Source organism: Vagococcus allomyrinae, from assembly GCF_017829975.1.
Classification (GTDB): Bacteria; Bacillota; Bacilli; order Lactobacillales; family Vagococcaceae; genus Vagococcus_D; species Vagococcus_D allomyrinae.
This window is the reverse complement of the sequence record NZ_JAEEGA010000001.1, coordinates 282,521-299,644: the sequence shown is the minus strand read 5'-3', so window position 1 is coordinate 299,644 and position 17,124 is coordinate 282,521. Positions and strand designations below refer to the sequence as shown.

At 40.8% G+C, this 17,124-nt stretch carries 18 protein-coding genes; 5 read left to right on the top strand and 13 right to left on the bottom strand.

Annotation, left to right across the window (positions count from 1 at the left end; genetic code table 11):
* Positions 1-469: 469 nt before the first annotated feature.
* Positions 470-1,279: an aldo/keto reductase family protein gene (locus tag I6N95_RS01260; RefSeq protein ID WP_209524521.1), complete on the top strand. Its 810-nt coding sequence runs from the start codon at positions 470-472 to the stop codon at positions 1,277-1,279.
* Between the two features lie 53 nt (positions 1,280-1,332).
* Here the strand turns inward: I6N95_RS01260 and asnB are convergent, their stop codons facing one another.
* Both asnB and I6N95_RS01250 read right to left on the bottom strand, forming a co-directional pair.
* Positions 1,333-3,180: an asparagine synthase (glutamine-hydrolyzing) gene (gene asnB / locus I6N95_RS01255; RefSeq protein WP_209524520.1), complete on the bottom strand. Its 1,848-nt coding sequence runs from the start codon at positions 3,178-3,180 to the stop codon at positions 1,333-1,335.
* Between the two features lie 100 nt (positions 3,181-3,280).
* Positions 3,281-4,756: a UDP-N-acetylmuramoyl-L-alanyl-D-glutamate--2,6-diaminopimelate ligase gene (locus tag I6N95_RS01250; protein WP_209524519.1), complete on the bottom strand. Its 1,476-nt coding sequence runs from the start codon at positions 4,754-4,756 to the stop codon at positions 3,281-3,283.
* A 947-nt stretch (positions 4,757-5,703) separates the two neighbouring features.
* Here I6N95_RS01250 and I6N95_RS01245 point away from each other — a divergent pair.
* Complete coding sequence (locus tag I6N95_RS01245; RefSeq protein WP_209524518.1) at positions 5,704-6,339, top strand: SGNH/GDSL hydrolase family protein; 636 nt, start codon at positions 5,704-5,706, stop codon at positions 6,337-6,339.
* A 42-nt stretch (positions 6,340-6,381) separates the two neighbouring features.
* Here I6N95_RS01245 and I6N95_RS01240 read toward each other — a convergent pair whose 3' ends face one another.
* Together I6N95_RS01240 and I6N95_RS01235 are read right to left on the bottom strand one after the other, a co-directional pair.
* On the bottom strand, positions 6,382-6,744 hold the full coding sequence (locus tag I6N95_RS01240) for a hypothetical protein (protein ID WP_209524517.1): 363 nt from the start codon (positions 6,742-6,744) through the stop codon (positions 6,382-6,384).
* An 18-nt stretch (positions 6,745-6,762) separates the two neighbouring features.
* Positions 6,763-7,272, bottom strand: coding sequence for an AAA family ATPase (locus I6N95_RS01235; protein WP_209524516.1), 510 nt, complete (start codon positions 7,270-7,272; stop codon positions 6,763-6,765).
* Positions 7,273-7,428: 156 nt separating this feature from the next.
* On the opposite strand from I6N95_RS01235, the gene I6N95_RS01230 reads away from it, so the two are divergent.
* The 3 genes from I6N95_RS01230 to I6N95_RS01220 all read left to right on the top strand — a co-directional run bounded on the left by I6N95_RS01230 (position 7,429) and on the right by I6N95_RS01220 (position 9,642).
* A complete protein-coding gene (locus I6N95_RS01230; protein WP_209524515.1) occupies positions 7,429-8,412 on the top strand; it encodes a Gfo/Idh/MocA family protein in 984 nt (327 codons plus the stop codon).
* Between the two features lie 182 nt (positions 8,413-8,594).
* Complete coding sequence (locus I6N95_RS01225) at positions 8,595-9,098, top strand: CD3072 family TudS-related putative desulfidase (protein ID WP_209524514.1); 504 nt, start codon at positions 8,595-8,597, stop codon at positions 9,096-9,098.
* A complete protein-coding gene (locus tag I6N95_RS01220) occupies positions 9,088-9,642 on the top strand; it encodes a CD3073 family putative ECF transporter S component (RefSeq protein ID WP_209524513.1) in 555 nt (184 codons plus the stop codon). The genes I6N95_RS01225 and I6N95_RS01220 overlap by 11 nt, the downstream gene beginning before the upstream one ends.
* A 218-nt stretch (positions 9,643-9,860) precedes the next feature.
* Here I6N95_RS01220 and I6N95_RS01215 read toward each other — a convergent pair whose 3' ends face one another.
* From I6N95_RS01215 to I6N95_RS27330, 9 genes are all read right to left on the bottom strand, one after another.
* A complete protein-coding gene (locus I6N95_RS01215) occupies positions 9,861-10,379 on the bottom strand; it encodes a recombinase family protein (protein ID WP_209524512.1) in 519 nt (172 codons plus the stop codon).
* A 44-nt stretch (positions 10,380-10,423) separates the two neighbouring features.
* Positions 10,424-11,872, bottom strand: coding sequence for a helix-turn-helix domain-containing protein (locus tag I6N95_RS01210; RefSeq protein WP_209524511.1), 1,449 nt, complete (start codon positions 11,870-11,872; stop codon positions 10,424-10,426).
* 18 nt (positions 11,873-11,890) lie between these two features.
* Complete coding sequence (locus I6N95_RS01205; RefSeq protein WP_209524510.1) at positions 11,891-12,442, bottom strand: hypothetical protein; 552 nt, start codon at positions 12,440-12,442, stop codon at positions 11,891-11,893.
* A gap of 20 nt (positions 12,443-12,462) precedes the next feature.
* Positions 12,463-13,251: a class A sortase gene (locus tag I6N95_RS01200; protein WP_209524509.1), complete on the bottom strand. Its 789-nt coding sequence runs from the start codon at positions 13,249-13,251 to the stop codon at positions 12,463-12,465.
* Positions 13,248-14,372 (bottom strand): WxLIP family cell surface protein, encoded by a 1,125-nt coding sequence (locus I6N95_RS01195; protein WP_209524508.1) that lies wholly within the window; start codon positions 14,370-14,372, stop codon positions 13,248-13,250. The genes I6N95_RS01200 and I6N95_RS01195 overlap by 4 nt, the downstream gene beginning before the upstream one ends.
* An 85-nt stretch (positions 14,373-14,457) precedes the next feature.
* On the bottom strand, positions 14,458-15,201 hold the full coding sequence (locus I6N95_RS01190; protein WP_209524507.1) for a WxL domain-containing protein: 744 nt from the start codon (positions 15,199-15,201) through the stop codon (positions 14,458-14,460).
* Positions 15,202-15,240: 39 nt separating this feature from the next.
* Positions 15,241-16,014, bottom strand: coding sequence for a WxL domain-containing protein (locus I6N95_RS01185; protein ID WP_209524506.1), 774 nt, complete (start codon positions 16,012-16,014; stop codon positions 15,241-15,243).
* Between the two features lie 24 nt (positions 16,015-16,038).
* Complete coding sequence (locus I6N95_RS01180; protein ID WP_209524505.1) at positions 16,039-16,770, bottom strand: WxL domain-containing protein; 732 nt, start codon at positions 16,768-16,770, stop codon at positions 16,039-16,041.
* A 1-nt stretch (position 16,771) separates the two neighbouring features.
* Complete coding sequence (locus I6N95_RS27330; protein ID WP_209524504.1) at positions 16,772-17,116, bottom strand: LPXTG cell wall anchor domain-containing protein; 345 nt, start codon at positions 17,114-17,116, stop codon at positions 16,772-16,774.
* Positions 17,117-17,124: the final 8 nt, after the last annotated feature.

Sequence of the window (17,124 nt, the reverse complement as noted above, 5' to 3'; positions counted from 1 at the left end):
TTCACCTCCAATTAAACTCATTATATAGTTGATTGATAAAAAATATCAGTAGAGATTGTTGCCATCTTACCTTGCAAAAATGTAAGCGGTCTTTAAAACGACTAAAAAAGCTAGGACCTCTATGTCAGGCACTAACTTTGCTCACTAATCATCCGCTGTTCATTGAATAACACTAAACAATCATTTATTTCCGCTCACTTTTTCAGAGATAGCAGGCTTTCTTCCAGTTTTAACCTATAACCGACATTCAATCTGATCCATCCCCATCCGTTTCTACAGACTGTTCCCCTTTAAACCGAGACAGCTTAACAAAAATAGACGTCACATAAGTCCCTTTCTTTGTCTCAACCTTTTATTTTTGTTAAGATTAATACTAGATCCATCGTGTTAAATAATTCAATGTAGCAATCGATTTGAATTATTTTACAGGATGCATGATAGAAGCAAGATAATCAGAAAGGGTGACATGATGAAAACGTTCAAACTAAACACAGGGATTGAAATTCCCGTTATTGGCAGCGGCACAAATACCTATGGCAAAGAAAATCACGACTATCTGGCAGCCATTAACAATGATACAACCGAAATACGTTCAGCTATCAACGCCGGCTATCGTCATTTCGATACAGCCATTAGTTACCGCAATGAAGCGGTTGTAGCAAAAGGGATCGCTGAGAGTGGATTAGATCGTTCCGACTTTTTTCTCACCTCTAAACTACCAGGTGAGCCAGCCTATACGGCGGACGAAGCGGTAGTCCGCAAAGGCGTTGAACAGAGCCTAAAAGCATTAAATACAACTTACATCGATCTGTACTTGATTCATCATCCTTGGGATAGTTTAGCAGAAATGCTGGCGACCTGGAAAGTTTTGGAAGATCATGTGGACAAAGGGGTGTTAAAAGCGATTGGTGTTTCCAACTTTAATCAAGAACAGCTGGGTCACTTACTCACTCATGCTCGCATTAAACCAGCGGTCAATCAAATCGAATCTCATCCTGGCAAATGGAACGACGCGATTATTGACTATTCATTAAAAGAAGGCGTCATACCTGAAGCATGGGGGCCATTGTCGCGTGTCAATGACCAAGCGAAAGAAAGCCTCACAACGATCGGCAATGATTACGGCAAAACGTGGGCCCAAGTAATCTTGCGCTATCAAGTAGCGCGAGGTGTCATTGTCATTCCAAAATCCCACGATAAACATCGTCAGGAACTTAATTTAGCCATCTTCGACTTTAATTTAACTGACGACCAACAAAAGATCATCGCCGCTCTTTAATTAGCGCCAAAAACAAGCTAGAACCTATTAAATCTGGTTCTAGCTTGTTTTTCTTAGTCCATCAGTAGGTGAATCTCATACCAGCGAATAAAGGTGATGAAGGTCCACAACTTGCGTGAAAAATCCTCTTCACCTTTACGGTGATTTTCTAACATCTCAAGGACATACTGTCGATTGATAAATTCATCCGTCTTAGCCTCAGTGATAATCTGTCTTGCCCAGTCATATAATTCATTTTGGAGCCAAAAACGAATTGGTACTGGAAAACCCAGTTTTTCACGATACAGCACATGCTCCGGTACAAATTCTTCAGCCGCCTTGCGCAATAAATACTTGGTTGTGTTGTTTTTAAATTTCAGTGACGTCGGAATCTGAGCTGCCACGCGAAATACTTCCTTATCCACAAATGGGGCACGCAATTCAATACTTGAAGCCATTGTTGTCCGATCTGCATTGTGAAGCAAATCATCCACTAACCAAGTATGCATATCTAAATCTTGCATCCGCGTAGTTGGGTCCAAGCCAACACTGCGTTTATAAAAAGGAGCTGTCACTTGCATATAATGCTGATCGGCATCAAACGTTTTTAAAAATGGCCGCTTTTCCTCTTCAGTGAAGATCTTAGCATTCCCGACAAATCGCTCTTCCAAAGGTGTTGAGCCTCTTAACAAAAAGCCCCGTCCTTTCATCGTACGAGGGAGTTTCCGCGCAACAGAATGGATGACTTTATTTACCCCCTGAGGAAGCCTCTCAAAAGATGCCAGTGAGATCGGTTCATGATATATGGGGTATCCCCCAAACAATTCATCCGCTCCTTCTCCTGACAGAGAAACGGTACAGTGTTCACCGGCCACTTGGGCCAGAAAATATTGAGCAACTGCCGCTGGATCCGCTAACGGATCATCAAGATTCCAAATATAGTGGTCAAACTCAGCGATAAAATCTGCAGGGGTGATAATCCGACTAAAGTTTTCAACATCCAGCTTAGCTGCCGTCTCTTGAGCCACTTCAATTTCATTGAATCCCTCTCGTTCAAACCCGACAGAAAATGTTTTAAGCTTGGGACTTAGTTGACGGGCCAAAGCGACAATAATCGAGGAATCAACACCACCTGATAAAAAAGAACCAACCGTCACATCGGCTCGCATATGTGCCTTGACACTGTCGTGGAGGACATCAGAAATCTGCTTAGCTAAAACACTTTCTTCCATATCCACCGGTTTAAATGTAGCTTGATAATAGCGAGTAAAGGCCACGGTTCCCTGTTTATCAATCGTAAAATACGTGCCAGGATTAATCGATTCAATTCCTTCCACTAGACGCTTTTCGCCTGGTACATACTGAAAAGTAAAATAATGTTGTAACCCTGAACGGTTGATTGTTTTATTTGGCATTAGTTTTTCAATCGCCTTATTTTCAGAGGCAACATAATAATCACCATCAATTTGAGACAGGTACATCGGCTTCATCCCAAATTGATCTCTGGCGCCATAAATAATTTCTTCCTGGCTGTCCCATATGAGAAAAGCAAACATCCCACGCAACATACTAGCGGTTTTTTCTTTATATTTATCATAAAGAGCCAAAATCACTTCTGTGTCCGTCGCCGTCGCAAACTGAACCCCTTGTTTTTCAAGGGCTTCACGATGCTCTTGATGATTGTAAATTTCACCATTAAACACAATCCAATAACGCTCATCCGCAAAACTCATCGGCTGTGAGCCACATTCTAAATCAAGAATACTCAAACGACGAAAACCATAATGGATGGTCTCATTGCTGTAATACCCTTCGCTATCTGGTCCGCGATGAGCAATTTCTTTGTTCATCTCGCGAATTTTTTGATCGTAATCAAGTTCTTGTTTCGCGTTAAAATGAATAATCCCTACAAAACCACACATTGAATTTAACCACTTCCTTCTATACTTGCTATGCGTAATGCGCATCATAAATGATTAGCTTGATCGTTCCACTAAGTTATTCACTAGGAGCTGTCACCCTTTATCGCACTTCGATGCTCGGTTGATACTCGCTGATTATTTCGCTATCGTCAAAATGAATTGTTTTCTCACCTGTAATTTGATAGGTCTCATGCCCCTTACCAGCCACTAACACAAGATCCCCTTCCTCCGCTAAATCCATTGCTAGCTGAATGGCTTTTTTGCGGTCTAATTCAATCATGTAATTATCTTGGTGGGTACCTGCGATCATATCCTCCACAATACTCATCGGTTCTTCCCTTCGCGGATTATCGGTTGTAAATATAGCCGTTGTCGCATACTTTAAGGCAATCTCAGCCATCAAAGGTCGTTTTGTCTTATCTCGATCACCGCCACAGCCAACCACACAGAAGATCTTTTTCGTAGCAATTTCTTGAGCGGTTTCTAACACATTTTCCAAACCATCTGGTGTGTGGGCATAATCAACGATTGCCGCTACTTTCTTGGCATTAGCTACCAGCTGAAATCTGCCCATAACCGGCTTAATAGCAGGAATCACTTCAAGAACTTCCTCGAAGTTATAGCCCAACCCGATCGTAACACCGATCGCCGCAAGTAAATTATAAACATTAAACTCGCCAATCAGCATCGTCTGAACCTCATAAGACACCTCTTGAAAACATAAATTAAATGAGGTACCTGTGGAATCGATACGAATCCGACGTGCTTGTAAATCACCTTGGCCTTCACACCCATAAGTCAACACATTCGCGCTGGTCATTTGGCTGAGTTTACGCCCATAGGAATCATCTTGATTAATAACCGCCAACTTGCGCTTCCCTGTGTAAGAATTACCTAACTGAGAGAACAACAAGCTTTTCGCCAGAAAGTACTCTTCCATTGACCCATGAAAATCCAGATGATCTTGGGTTAAGTTAGTAAACACGGCGATGTCAAAATCGATGCCCCAGGTTCGTCCTTGGGCCAATCCATGAGAGGAAACTTCCAGAGCCGACACTGACACTCCAGCACGATTCATTTGTTGCAACAATTTTTGAATGGTAATGCTATCTGGGGTCGTGTTAATTGTTGGTAGCACTTGGTCATCGATTTTATTGTACATGGTCCCAATTATGCCCGCTTTATGACCTAATAAGTCAACTATCTGATCAACTAAATGCGTAATTGTCGTCTTTCCATTTGTTCCCGTAACCCCTACTACGTTTAACGTCTCACTGGGATTGCCATAAAAAGCATTGGCAATTTCTGCTAAAGCTTTTTTAGTATCTGGAACGAGGACATAGGGCATAGTCTGATCATTTGGTCGCCTTTCAACGACCACAGCAGTCGCGCCTTTTTCAAGTGCCTCTTGAATCAGACTGTGGCCATCGAAATTAGCTCCTTCAATAGCAATAAACAAACTGCCTTTCGTAACCTGTCTTGTATCTTGGGTAATTGTGGTAATGTCTTTGTTTAAGTAACTCTCATTTACGGACTCTAATAAAAAGCAATATCTTAAAACATCCTTCAATTTCATAACTGTCCATCCCCAATCTTAAATTATGGGAAATCGATCCCCATTCACCCCTCCATTATATTCATCAAACCATAAATTAAACTTAAATGCGACACATCATTCTTTATCTTGTTCGAAAAAGCACTAATAGATCTCCAAATCCGACTAAAATAACAGAACTATCATCCTATGAGATCAGACACTTGAGAAAAAACCAGCATAGAAAACGCTTTCTATTTTTCGTTATTTCATTAGAGAGATAGCTCAACAGTAAACAAGATTCTCTACCATTATACATGAAAAGGGTTAAATTGTTAATTTTTAATGAGAAATCTTTTTTATTTTTTGCGCTTTCGCTCACTTCAAGTCCCGTAATTAATGAGTTTCTCCTAATGACTAGTCAAAGGGTCGTGCCTTTTAGTCAATATAACCTAACTAAAAAAACAAAAATTTTCCTCATTAATATCGGCATTTCAATTGATTTTAGTTAACCTTCCTTATATAATACGAGTGGTGGGAAGTGATAGCAATTATAATAACTAAATCTGAATTTCGAAAATTAATTCATTCTGTTAAACATCTTGAATACTTTTGGGGAGTATACAAGAGAAAATTTCCAAATCATGCTTGGAATTTCAAATATCGGGTCCAAGTTGAATCATTTATTTACCGAGATAAATATAGCGCTCTAAGACAAGTTCGAAAAGTTCCCCTAACCAAAAAGATCTACATCTCAAAGAAACAGTATCAGTCTCTAAGGAAGTATTCAGCCATTTGCCGCTTGCTGAGACGAAGTTTGAAAAAGAAAAAACCAATGAAAAATAATCGTTCATAATTCGTCAGGCTCTGTCGGTTGATGAACGATTTTTTGCTGATTTTTTTTCAATTTATTGACCAAAAGACTTTCAACTCATACAATAGTGTTATCACAACTAACTGAACTAATCTATGATAAAGGAGTCGACAATATGACCTTACATCCAGAAGACCACATCCTGTTCTTCGGTGACAGTATTACCGATAACGACCGTAACCGGCAACTATCTGAGGATCTAGGAGGCGGATACCCACTCTATGTTGCCAGTTATCTGGAACACCGTTACCCCGACTTTGATTTACGTTTTTCCAACCGAGGAATCGGGGGCAATCGCATTAATGACTTATTGGAACGGCTAACAACGGACTGTCTAGCACTCAAGCCAGATGTTGTGTCCATTTTAATCGGTGTCAATGATACTTGGCACACTCTAGGAGAGCCAGGGTTTGGCGGCGAGACAATTGGGCCTACCTTTGAAGAACAGTATCGGAAATTGCTCACCGACATAACTGCCTCAGGCATCACGCGAATCGTCTTAATGGAGCCGTTTTTATTGCCCTATCCCGCAGACCGTTATGAATGGCGATCTGATCTCGACCAACGGCTTCAAGTTGTCCGCAAGATGGCCGTTGAATTTAACTGCCTGTTTGTCCCCTTAGATGGCCGCTTAAACCAATTGGGCATCACTCACTCCTTTCAACATTATACTGGCGAAGATGGCGTTCACCCCACTCGAGCTGGGCATGTTGAAATAGCCAAAGCCTGGTTAGAAGCCGTTGATAATTAAAACAAAACCCATTCGAATCTTCTGATCCGAATGGGTTTTTAGTTACAATAAAGCTTTTAACTTTTCATGGTAGTCTTCAATTAACCTTGCTGAAATTGGCTCAGCATCCTGGGGTAATTTTTTGAGATAACCAATAAACCAATCCGCCACTATGTTAAACTCATAAAGAGACATCTTGAATTTTAATGAATTGACTAACAAAAAAGCTTGCTGATATTCTCCATTAGCCAAAAGTTCGTTTAACAAAACTTCTCGAGAAAGAGCTTCTCCTTCATTTACCTGAATGTCACCAAGTTCCACCGAACTTAACTCCTTCTTAAGAACCATGCCGATTCCCGAACCGACCGCCTTGAACTGTCTCATCAGCCAATCGTCTTCCATGCTACCACCAGCGCCTAAGATCAACTAACTAACACGCCTTCTTTAGCTCAGACGAGCGATAATCTCATCGACTACCTCCGCTAAAGACCTGTCCTGATTGACAATTTTTTGCTCCAGGGGCAAGGTCTCAAAAAAAGCCAGGATTTCATCAACCTTCGACATTCCCCAATTGAACGTGCCATCCTCTCTCCGTTTCAAGCGTTCCCCTATAAGGGTCTTGTCAACTTCCAACTGAAAATGGTGAACCTCAAGGCCGCTTATTGCTAGACCAGTCATTATCTCATCAAAATACGCCTTCTGATACAAGGTCATCGGAACAATAACCACTCCTTGAAACTGACTGGCAATTTTTTTCAATAAGTGAAGGTTCCACTGTCGCCATTCAGGGTAATCTTGAAAATCACTCAACTGCATGGACTCTGGCAGATTGGCGGTTAAAAAGCCCCCAATAATTTCTGGATCGTAAATAAAAGACGGTGTCAATTTCTGTTGCAGCAAGGTTCCAATTGTCGATTTACCAGAACCAAAAGCCCCATTTAACCATATAATCATAATTCCCTCCTAGTTAATCTTAGTAACAAGTATACCATCTTTTAGACCGTCAACACCTCTCACAGATCAATTGCTTTCCTTAGACTGAAACCGTATAATAAAAGTGATTGATTACGTAATAGCAAAACAAAAATAACGTTTGAAAGGGTGACGCACTTGAAATACGCATTATTAACTGATTGGCACGTCCATACAGCAGGCTTTTTAAGTAAAATACCTGATGACCAATGTCTATATGTTTGGGATTCAAATAAAGAACGAGGACTAGCCGCTTCACAAAAATATGGTGGCACTTACGAAAGCGATCTAAAGAAAGTCCTCTCTGATCCAGAAGTCGACGGTGTCATTATCGAAGCAGCCACCACCACTCACAAAGAGCTGATTTTACAAGCGATTTCCCATGGCAAACACATCTTTGTTGACAAACCAATGAGCACCACCAAACAAGATGCTTTAGAGATTAAAGCTGCCCTTGATGCCAGTAACTGCCGCTTTATTTTATCACTGGAATCCTTGATTTCAGGTAGCTATCGCTTCGCGAAAGAAGAAATCGCCAAAGGAACGATCGGCGATGTCGTCTCTGTTTATTTTCGACGTGCCCATGCCGGCGTCCTCCAAAACTGGTTACCTGATTATTGGTACGACGTCAATCAGACTGGCGGGGGTGTCACGCTTGATCTAGGGTGCCATGGACTAGCTCTCTTGCCCTATCTTTGTGGAAAACCTAAAACAATCAAAGCGATAATGACTGAGATTGGTGGGAAAGGAATTGATGATAATTCCACAACAATTATAGAGTTTGAAAATAATGCCATCGGAACAGCTTATACCTCATTTGTCACCACCACCAGCGATAATTATTTGGAAATAATTGGTCAAAAAGGCTCCATCATCGTTTTGGGCTCACCTGGTTCTGCGACAGGAGAAACTATCTTTATTCAATCAGATATTGATAGCACTTATGAGACCAAGACTACCATTGACGGCACAACATTAGCCACATATCCTTATCCAATTGAAGTTTTTTCTGAGTTGATTACTGATCCTTCTTTGCCAGACAATAAAGAGTACGGAATTGATGTCGCTGTCGAATTGAGTCACATTATCGAGCAAGCTTATCTCAGTGGAAAGGCATCATAAATTTGACCAAAAGATGTTAGGTTAACCCTAACATCTTTTTTATAAAACAAACCTCCGATTGTAAATCTTCTGATAATACGTCACTTTTCTCCAACAAAACGACATTGTGAAACAAGTAACTTGTAGTGTACAATGAGAATACTAGCTATCAAAACCAAAGATAAAGGAGTGTGATTGTCAAGTTGACACGTCAAAAAAAAATTGTCGCCGTCTCTCACTGTATTCTTAATCAAAATGTGGTTATCAACGATTGGGAAAGAGCAGAAGGTGCCTTTCCTATGGCTTCTTACTTACTAAATGCTGGCATTTCTTTTCTTCAACTTCCTTGTCCAGAATTCTTGGAACTAGGCATGAACCGACCGCCGATGACTTATCAACAGTATCAGTCAATTAATGGATATCGCGAACGATGTCGAACGCTACTTCACCCCATCATCCAGCAGCTGATTGCCTATCGCGAAAATCACTACCATTACCTTGGGATTATCGGCATCAATGATAGCCCCAACTGTTCAATTTCAGGGCAAAGAGGTATTTTGATGGAAGAATTCTTCGACCTTTGCCAAAAAAACGACTTAAATCAAGCTTTTATGGAAATCCCCCTTTGGTACAGAGACGATCAGCAAAGAAATATGGCCACATTAGTCGAAACTTTCATACAAGGAGACCCTCTTTATGACAACTAACAAAGTAAAAATATTAGCTTTTTGCGCCATTGCAGTCGTACTAAACGTCGTTCTGGGATCCACAGTATCCGCTTTAAAAATTCCATTGCTTTTTTTGGATACAATCGGAACAATTTTAGTCGCTTCCACCTTTGGCATGTCTTACGGAATTCTGACTGGTGTTACAACAAACTTATTAATGGGATTGTTAACGGGACCGTTAGCCATTCCTTTTGCTTTAGTCAATGTAGCAGTTGCGATCGTCGTCGCCTTGATTGCTAAGGGAAATTTAACTTATAGAAAAGCCATCATCACTGGTTTAATATTAGCCTTTGTCGCGCCAATGATTGGTGCCCCTATCAGGTTGGTTTTATTTGGTGGCTTTACAGGCTCAGGAACCGACGTTGTGATCATGGCCTTGCGTGCCTCGGGAAAGGAAATGATCACTTCCGCTTATTGGGGAGCTGTTGCTGGTAATCTTGTCGACAAAGTCATTTCCTGCATACTCGTCGCTTGGTTTGTGTCACTCCCCCAATTAAAAAAATCACTCTCACTTAGTCGTTAATTGATGGTGGATACTTAATTTGATCGCAAACTCAAAGGGAGGCTAGGATAATCATCCTAGCCTCCCCTTGACGAATAGTAACCAAAAGCTGCCACATTCGGCGTATGTTTCAACCATCATTTGCTCACGTCTAATTAGCTAAAACAGTTGTCAGCCCACTACTTAGGTATTCAAAAAGCCTTCCCGATTCAATGGGAATCAGTAAGGAAGACCCGTCTCTACTCTGTTACTTTCTTTAGATACTTGTGAACAGTCCCAACAGAGACCTCACAAATTGCCGCTACTTCTCGAATACTTTTCCCTTGATTATTGTATAGAAAATCAATCTTATCTACGACGGTCGTTTGAATCGTCGGACGACCGATAGCAATGCCTTCCCGTCTGACTCTCGCCAAGGATTCTTTTGTACAAATCGATCTTATTTCCTTTTCTTGACGGGAAATAGTTAACAGTATTCTGATATAATCACGCTCCGTCATATGGGGCATATGTCCCTTATCAAGGAAACGGACTGTAGCGCATTTCTCATACACTTTTTCCATAATAGGTAATAATTGGGAAATCTGTAAACGCAATTCAATCAAACTTTGAAAGACTAATTCTTCTTCAAAATACTCTTCAATAAATTCAATGACATTTTCACTGATGGGCTTTCTCGAATCCGCGTAAACCAGCTTATCACAGATTTCCACCATCTCTGATTTTGCATTTAACCCTCTGATGAAGCCTATTTTCATGTAAACTGTCCTCTCCTACAATCATTTTTTTGATCTGGCTTTTCTTAACTTTCTGATTTTTGAATTTCCAATATTTTAGTAGCGAAAACAGACCAGTCACGAGCTCTCGGCGGTTCTAGCCAGACGACAGACGCAACTCCCAAAGCTGCCTCTTCCAAATAAGTGTCCGTCAAAATTAGCATCGTTTGATCACTTAAATGACTTTCTACCACAATATTTAAAGAGGTTAGTATCGACATATTTTTAATAATATAATCGTTATAAAGCTTGCCTAAAGAAAAGTCAACATAGATATAGATCGGGCTTGAATACAGGTCTGGCGGAATGACTGTAATCAACAACAATATATATTGATAAAACACAAAAATCGCTGACTCCCATATTCCTTTCCCTTCAGGATGATACTGAGATTCTAAAATAAAATGGCGCGTAAATTGAAAAAATGTGTTGTACGTATCTTCAAAATAGCTAACATCTATTCGCCGTTCAATCATCTGACTGCGTTTAGGTAGATAGACCACTTGAAAATGAATAATATCTAATTCTTGGTACAATCTCTCAACATCAATTTTGGTAATATCTAACTTTAACTTAGAGACAACCTCTCCTACGAAATATTGAGAACGCTGATGAATTTCTGAGTTTTCTCGTAATTTTCCAAAAAGTTTCTGGTTGCCATAACCATTTCTGAGCAACTCTGAATACACCAAAGTCAACTCTGCCCTTAAGTCATCGCCCCTTAAATTCCCAAACCTTAATTCCTCTGAAAAAAAGCCCATCATTGGGAAAAAGAAATCAATATGTTCTTGACTGACTTCATCTGCTACTGTTTTCGCCGTTGTTTTTAGACGACTCTGACTCACACATAACTGATGCATCAACTCGGTTTTAACTTTCTCGGAAAAGGTTGTATCAAAAATTCGTTCTAATTGGTTAATCTGCTCAGTTGCTTTTGTCCGATACCCTTCATATAAACTAAAATCCCGCTTGTAAATCTTGGAAAACAACAAGGTCAATAAGTTCCGAATGTCTCGCTCTTTCCCAAAAAACTGGAACTGCTTGGTAATCGTGACACCTAGGGTTTTAAGTGCCTCACGTCGGTGTTTCAATTCCCGATAGATAATCGGATAACTGATAAAATGGTTGACCGCATAGTCGTTCACAGAAATAAATTCATTCAAAAATATGGATTCGATAATTCCACAAATATGAGACTGACCTAAGTAGCATTCTTCCAAATAATCAGATGTGGCTAAAAAACTCTCCTCCAGAATTATTTCATCGTCACGGGTGTAGATGTTAAAGACCTCTGTCAAATTAAATTTGTTAAAGTCGTGATTCAATTCCTGAATTGTCTTAGTCAACAAATATTCCGACATTTCCAATTTGTCCATCATGATCTTGGCCCGCTCTGAAAGTGAGGGACTTTCTTCTAGCGTCCTGAAAAAATTGAGCTTTCTAACAGTGTTTTTATCGAGTAGTATTTCCAGCACATAAATCCCTCTCCTCAATTAATAGTTTGAATGCCCGTGGCGACCAAAGATTAACTTACCAGATAAGGTATAACAAATTCGTGATAGCTCACTAACTATCTCTTGCTCGTCGCCGCTAATTTCCGGCGGAATCGTTAATTTCTGATGAAAAAAATCATTTGTCACAAATTTCTTTTGATTGAGCCGACGATTGATTGGCAATAATTTTGGAGAAGTTAGTCCCAATCTCTCCCACTCGGAAGCCAGCTGTTGATGATTGTCATTTTTAGGCGGCAATCCCTCCACTGCCAACAACGACGGTGCCGCTACTACTGTTGGCTTAGAGGGTGGCTGTTCCTCTACCACCACTTCTTTTTGAGTCGCTTTTTCAGTTTGACTCAATGAAGGTTCAGCTGCTTCCTCAGAAGGTTTAACTAAGGAGTCAATCGGCTCAATTTCCATCTGAGGATTCAGTGGATCCAAAATGGGACCATTAGCAAAAACCGTTTCGGTAGTTAATAGTTGGCCACCTAAAATTCCCACTAAAAAAAACGTAGACGTTAACATCCTTAAAAAATAACGAGTTTTCATTTTACCACCTCCCATAGTTGTTACAATTTAATCACAATCCACGTTAAAACTAGCATGATTATGAACACACATACCAGTAACCAACCAAAATGACGGATAATGAGTCTGTTGTCAGAAATCGTTTTCACTCCCTGTTCCTGGGCATTATGCATTTTCTCTTTAATCTCATCGGGTTCCTCTTTTACGAGAGTGCCATTAACGACTAATCGCTGATCAGTCAATGTGGGGCGATCACAAGTTATTAGCGTTAGTTCCCCTAGTTGACGGTTATCCATAACTGAAATTTCTGTAGCTGGCACGGTTTTTATCTCCGTCACTCTGTATTGATATACCTGATCTCCATATGATAAAAACATGGCTTGACCCGGTTGAACATTCATTAAAGGGCCAAAAAGCAGCGTTTCATTCCACAAATGATGGCTAACTAATACCAGATTTTCTTGATTTGGGTCCCGTTCTGGAAACATGGTAACAGCACCCAACAGCAGATTTTCATTAATCAAGGTAGGGAATATTGGCACATCAATTGCAACATCTGGGATAACCAAGCGTCCTAAACTAGCTTCCGGTTGATGACGATATAGGGCTAAGGTTTCACTTAAAGTTGGCGGCTGGATAATCACCGACCCCTGACTAACTTCATTAGTCGGCACGGACAACGTCTGTTGAACACTCACACTTTCAATTCGATAAGATAGCAGCGCTCTCTTAGCAAAGGGGATTACTAAACAGATAATGCCTCCCAAAAATAAAATAATAATTAATCCTTTTATCAAACGATCTTTTCTAGCCTGAGATTTCTCGTTCATTTCCTTGATTTCTTTCGTTTCTTCTTGGCCTTTTCCGCTTTTTCCTCTTCTTTCTTTTTCTTTCGCTTAACTAAAAAGAGTATCAATCCTACGACTATTAACAATAAAAGAACACCAATCAAGATGTACAACCAGGTATAGTCTTTCACGATTGAAACGTCAGCTTCGTTTAATTTTTTAGCCTCTGTACTCGTGATTGTAAATTCTTTTTCAAACTCCCAACGATGATTAAACTGGACTTTCTCTCCAGCAGCATTTTTACTCTCATAACTACCCCCTTCTGCCTTATCGCCAAAAGCTACTATCTTAATGAGATAGTCCCCTGCCTCAAGAGGCTTGCCGTTTAAAGGAACATAGTAGTTAAAATTGGAGTTGGGGGCCATTTGCATCGACTCAGTTTCAGAGGAATAAAGAACCTTATCACTGTTCTTTTTTCTAATTTCAGCAGTTACTTTCAGTTGATTGAGATAGGTTGCCACAGGATTTTGCAAGTTGGCTTGAATAATATTCCGGGCATTAGATTGTGCTGCGCCAACTTCATTTAGCAATAGATCTGGGGCTATTTCTTCTTCATTTTGACGAACCAATAAAGCCAAAACATAGGAGTACTTATTTTTAATCGCCATGCCGGTCTCTTCTTCGTCGGCTTTCGAGCTCGCTGTTTCATCTTCTTTTTCTTTAAACGTAATGCCACCAGCAACAACCCCCGACATCGGTTCCTCTGGCATTGTCACACGAACTTTAACAGAAATTTCTTGTCCCGCAGGAACTGTTGTTTCAGGCTCCGTCGTGGCGATGTCTGCCATATTAAAAGCCAATGTTTTATCTGGTTTAGTCGCATTTGGTCCATACTCAACTACACCATTTGAATTAGTTGTGGCGCTGCTGATAATCGTTTCAACCACAATATCTTTAGCCGTGTCATTTCGTAGCTTAACGATCAATTCTTGCTCCGCTCCTGGATTCATCTTTAAATCAAAATACGTTTTATTTTTATCCAGCTGATTCTCAGGAATTTCTGGTACAACCGCAAAGTTAAATTCTGATGCTATTATTTTATGGGGAATTAACATTAAGAATAGGAAAGCTCCCAACATCATCACTATCTTTTGTCTTTTCATAAGCCCTCTTCCTTAAACAAACACCAGGATAAAGCTGAGATCTTTATCTCAGCTTCTTCCTGTTTGACCTGTTTATTAGGTTTTTTTAGTCATTATTCGGAACATCTGTTAACGTCCAAGTAAGGTTAGCTGAGTAAACTTCAGCATACTTCGTTGTTGAACCTGGTACCTCTAGGCTAATACTGGTTTTAGCTGTGGCTACATCACTACCCCAGCGGGTTAAATAAGTTCCCGCCCCTTGAGCTTCTGCAGCCGCCATTACTTTATGGGCTGTCCCATCCGTTTTTAGTGTGTTAGTGGCAATGACTGTTGGGGCAGCCGAGTCAGACGCTGTAGACACTTCTCCATTATCCAGAGTGATAGCCGCACCGGTTAAGACCTTGCCTGTCGTTGACGTAAATTGGTCTTCTTGTTTAACCGTCAATGTCCAACCGCCTTCTGTCCCCCGATTATCTGTCACTTGAACGAAGTTTGGTCCTTCTTGTTCAGCGCCATCTTTATCTTTAAATTTTTGTGAAGCGGCTTTGTATGTCTCAGTTGTTGAAGTAATCTTCTGGATACCAAAATCCAAGCTTGAAGCAAAATCGATACTCAATGGACCATTGGTTCCAGGATTTGGTCCTTCTGGATCAATCGGATCGATGGGATCAATTGGCTCAGTTGGATCAATCGGATCCACTGGATCGGTTGGATCAGTATTTGGGGTAAATTGGATACGACCACTAGAACCATAAACCCCACCATCTGCTGCGGAAACGCTAGCTGTTACAAGAGTTAAACTACCCAATACTGCAAGAGTTGATAATGTGACCATTTTTGTTAATTTCATTTTTTTCTCTCCTTTTATTTTATCGTCAACTGACGGTTTTTAATTGCCTGGTACGTCTGTCAATGTCCATACCAAATTGGTTTGATATTTAACGGCATCTTTCGGTGTTGAACCGGGTACTTCTAAAGACACGTCTTTTGTCACTGCCACTTCGACGGTTTCACCTTCTTTATTAACTTCTGAGACTGTTTCTACAACGCCCCAAGAGTTAGTCCAGGTCCCTGCTCCAGCCAAATTAGCCGCTGACATAACTAAACTTTCAGTGCCATCAGGATTTAGGACAATCTCATCGTTTTCCGTCGGGGCAGTAGCCGATGAATTACTCGCCACTGACGCGTTTTTCAACGTGATTTTAGCACCCGTTAGCACATTGTTTAACGTAGGGGTTGTTGCTGAAAACTGACTCTCTTGTTTAACTTTTAATGTCCAACCGGCGTTGGTCCCTCGATTGTCTGATACCTGAACATAATTGGGCGTAGGATCAATGTCTGTATAAGTTTGCGCTCTAGCAAAATACGTTTGTGTCGTATTGGCGATCTTATTCACACCAAAATCCAAGCTTGAGGCAAAATCAATACTCAAAGGACCATCAGTCCCTGGATTAGGCCCTTCTGGATCAACCGGGTCAATCGGATTTACTGGTACTTCTGGATTAGGATCAGTTGGGTCAACTGGATTCGTCGGATCTGTATTTGGTACAAATTGAACACCACCTTTGGAACCGTAGACGCCTCCCTCTGCGGCACTCACGACTTGTGCTCCTATAGCTAATAAGGCAATTGCTGATAATGTAACTAATTTAGTTGTTTTCATGTGACATTCTCCTTTAATTGTTTTTTAGTTTCCTGGTGTAGAACTTAATATCCATGTCATCGTTGTGCGATATTCCTTAGCACGCTTGACAGTACTCCCTGGTACAGCAAGCTCAACGCCTGTTTCACCTTCTTCAGCATTACTACCTAAACGATAGATCCAAGTTCCGGCTCCTTGATTGACAGCTGCATCAACTAAAACCGTTTCCTCACCTGTTGTCTTTAGCGCTACTTCCGATTGAACCTCTCCCGGAATTAATGAAGTGTCTGACGCCAGATTCGATGTGACGCCACCCTTTTTTAAGGTAATTTGTGCCCCGGTAAGTATGTCATCATCCGCAGTGGCAAATTGACCATTTTGTTTAACACTTAATTTCCAGCCTTCTAGCGTTCCTCTTTTGTCAGTTACTTGGACGTAATTTGGCCCCGTAGTATCGCCGGTAAATTCTTGAATATCAGCATAGTAAACCTTATTAAGAGTTGAAATCACTTGTTCACCAAAGGCATAGCTTGAGGCAAAGTCGATACTTAGCGGTCCAGCGGTTCCTGGATTAGGTCCTTCTGGATCAGTTGGGTCAATTGGCGATACTGGTACTTCTGGATCTGGATTAGTTGGATCAATTGGCAACGTAATACTTGTATCTGGTGTAAAATTGATCACACCATTCGTGTCATATTCCGCTGCAGTAACTCCCGTGGCTGCCACCAAACTGCTCAAAATAGCTGCTGTTGCAATACTCCCTATTGTCTTTTTCATCTCATATCCTTCTTTCTTGTTGTTTTTTCAAACTAAGATAAATTCCCATCCCAAGCATCAGTAACCCTGGGGCCCCCATTAACCAATAAGGTTGATCACCAGTTTGGGGCAAGACCGTCAGCACTTTCCCAGCGGAATTTTGCTGATAAGTCCGCTCAGGTTGCGGGTCACTTTTACCACCTGTTTCAGGTAGAGGCGGTTTTTCCTCTTCTTTTGGGTACTCGTAAACACCGTAAAAACCTGTGGATGACTTACTTTCATAGTTTTTTGTTTCTTCGCCATACGCCTTAGAGCCACATAGTAGACAGGCTCCCAAAAGCATGATGGTCACTAATCTTTTGTGCACGATTCGAT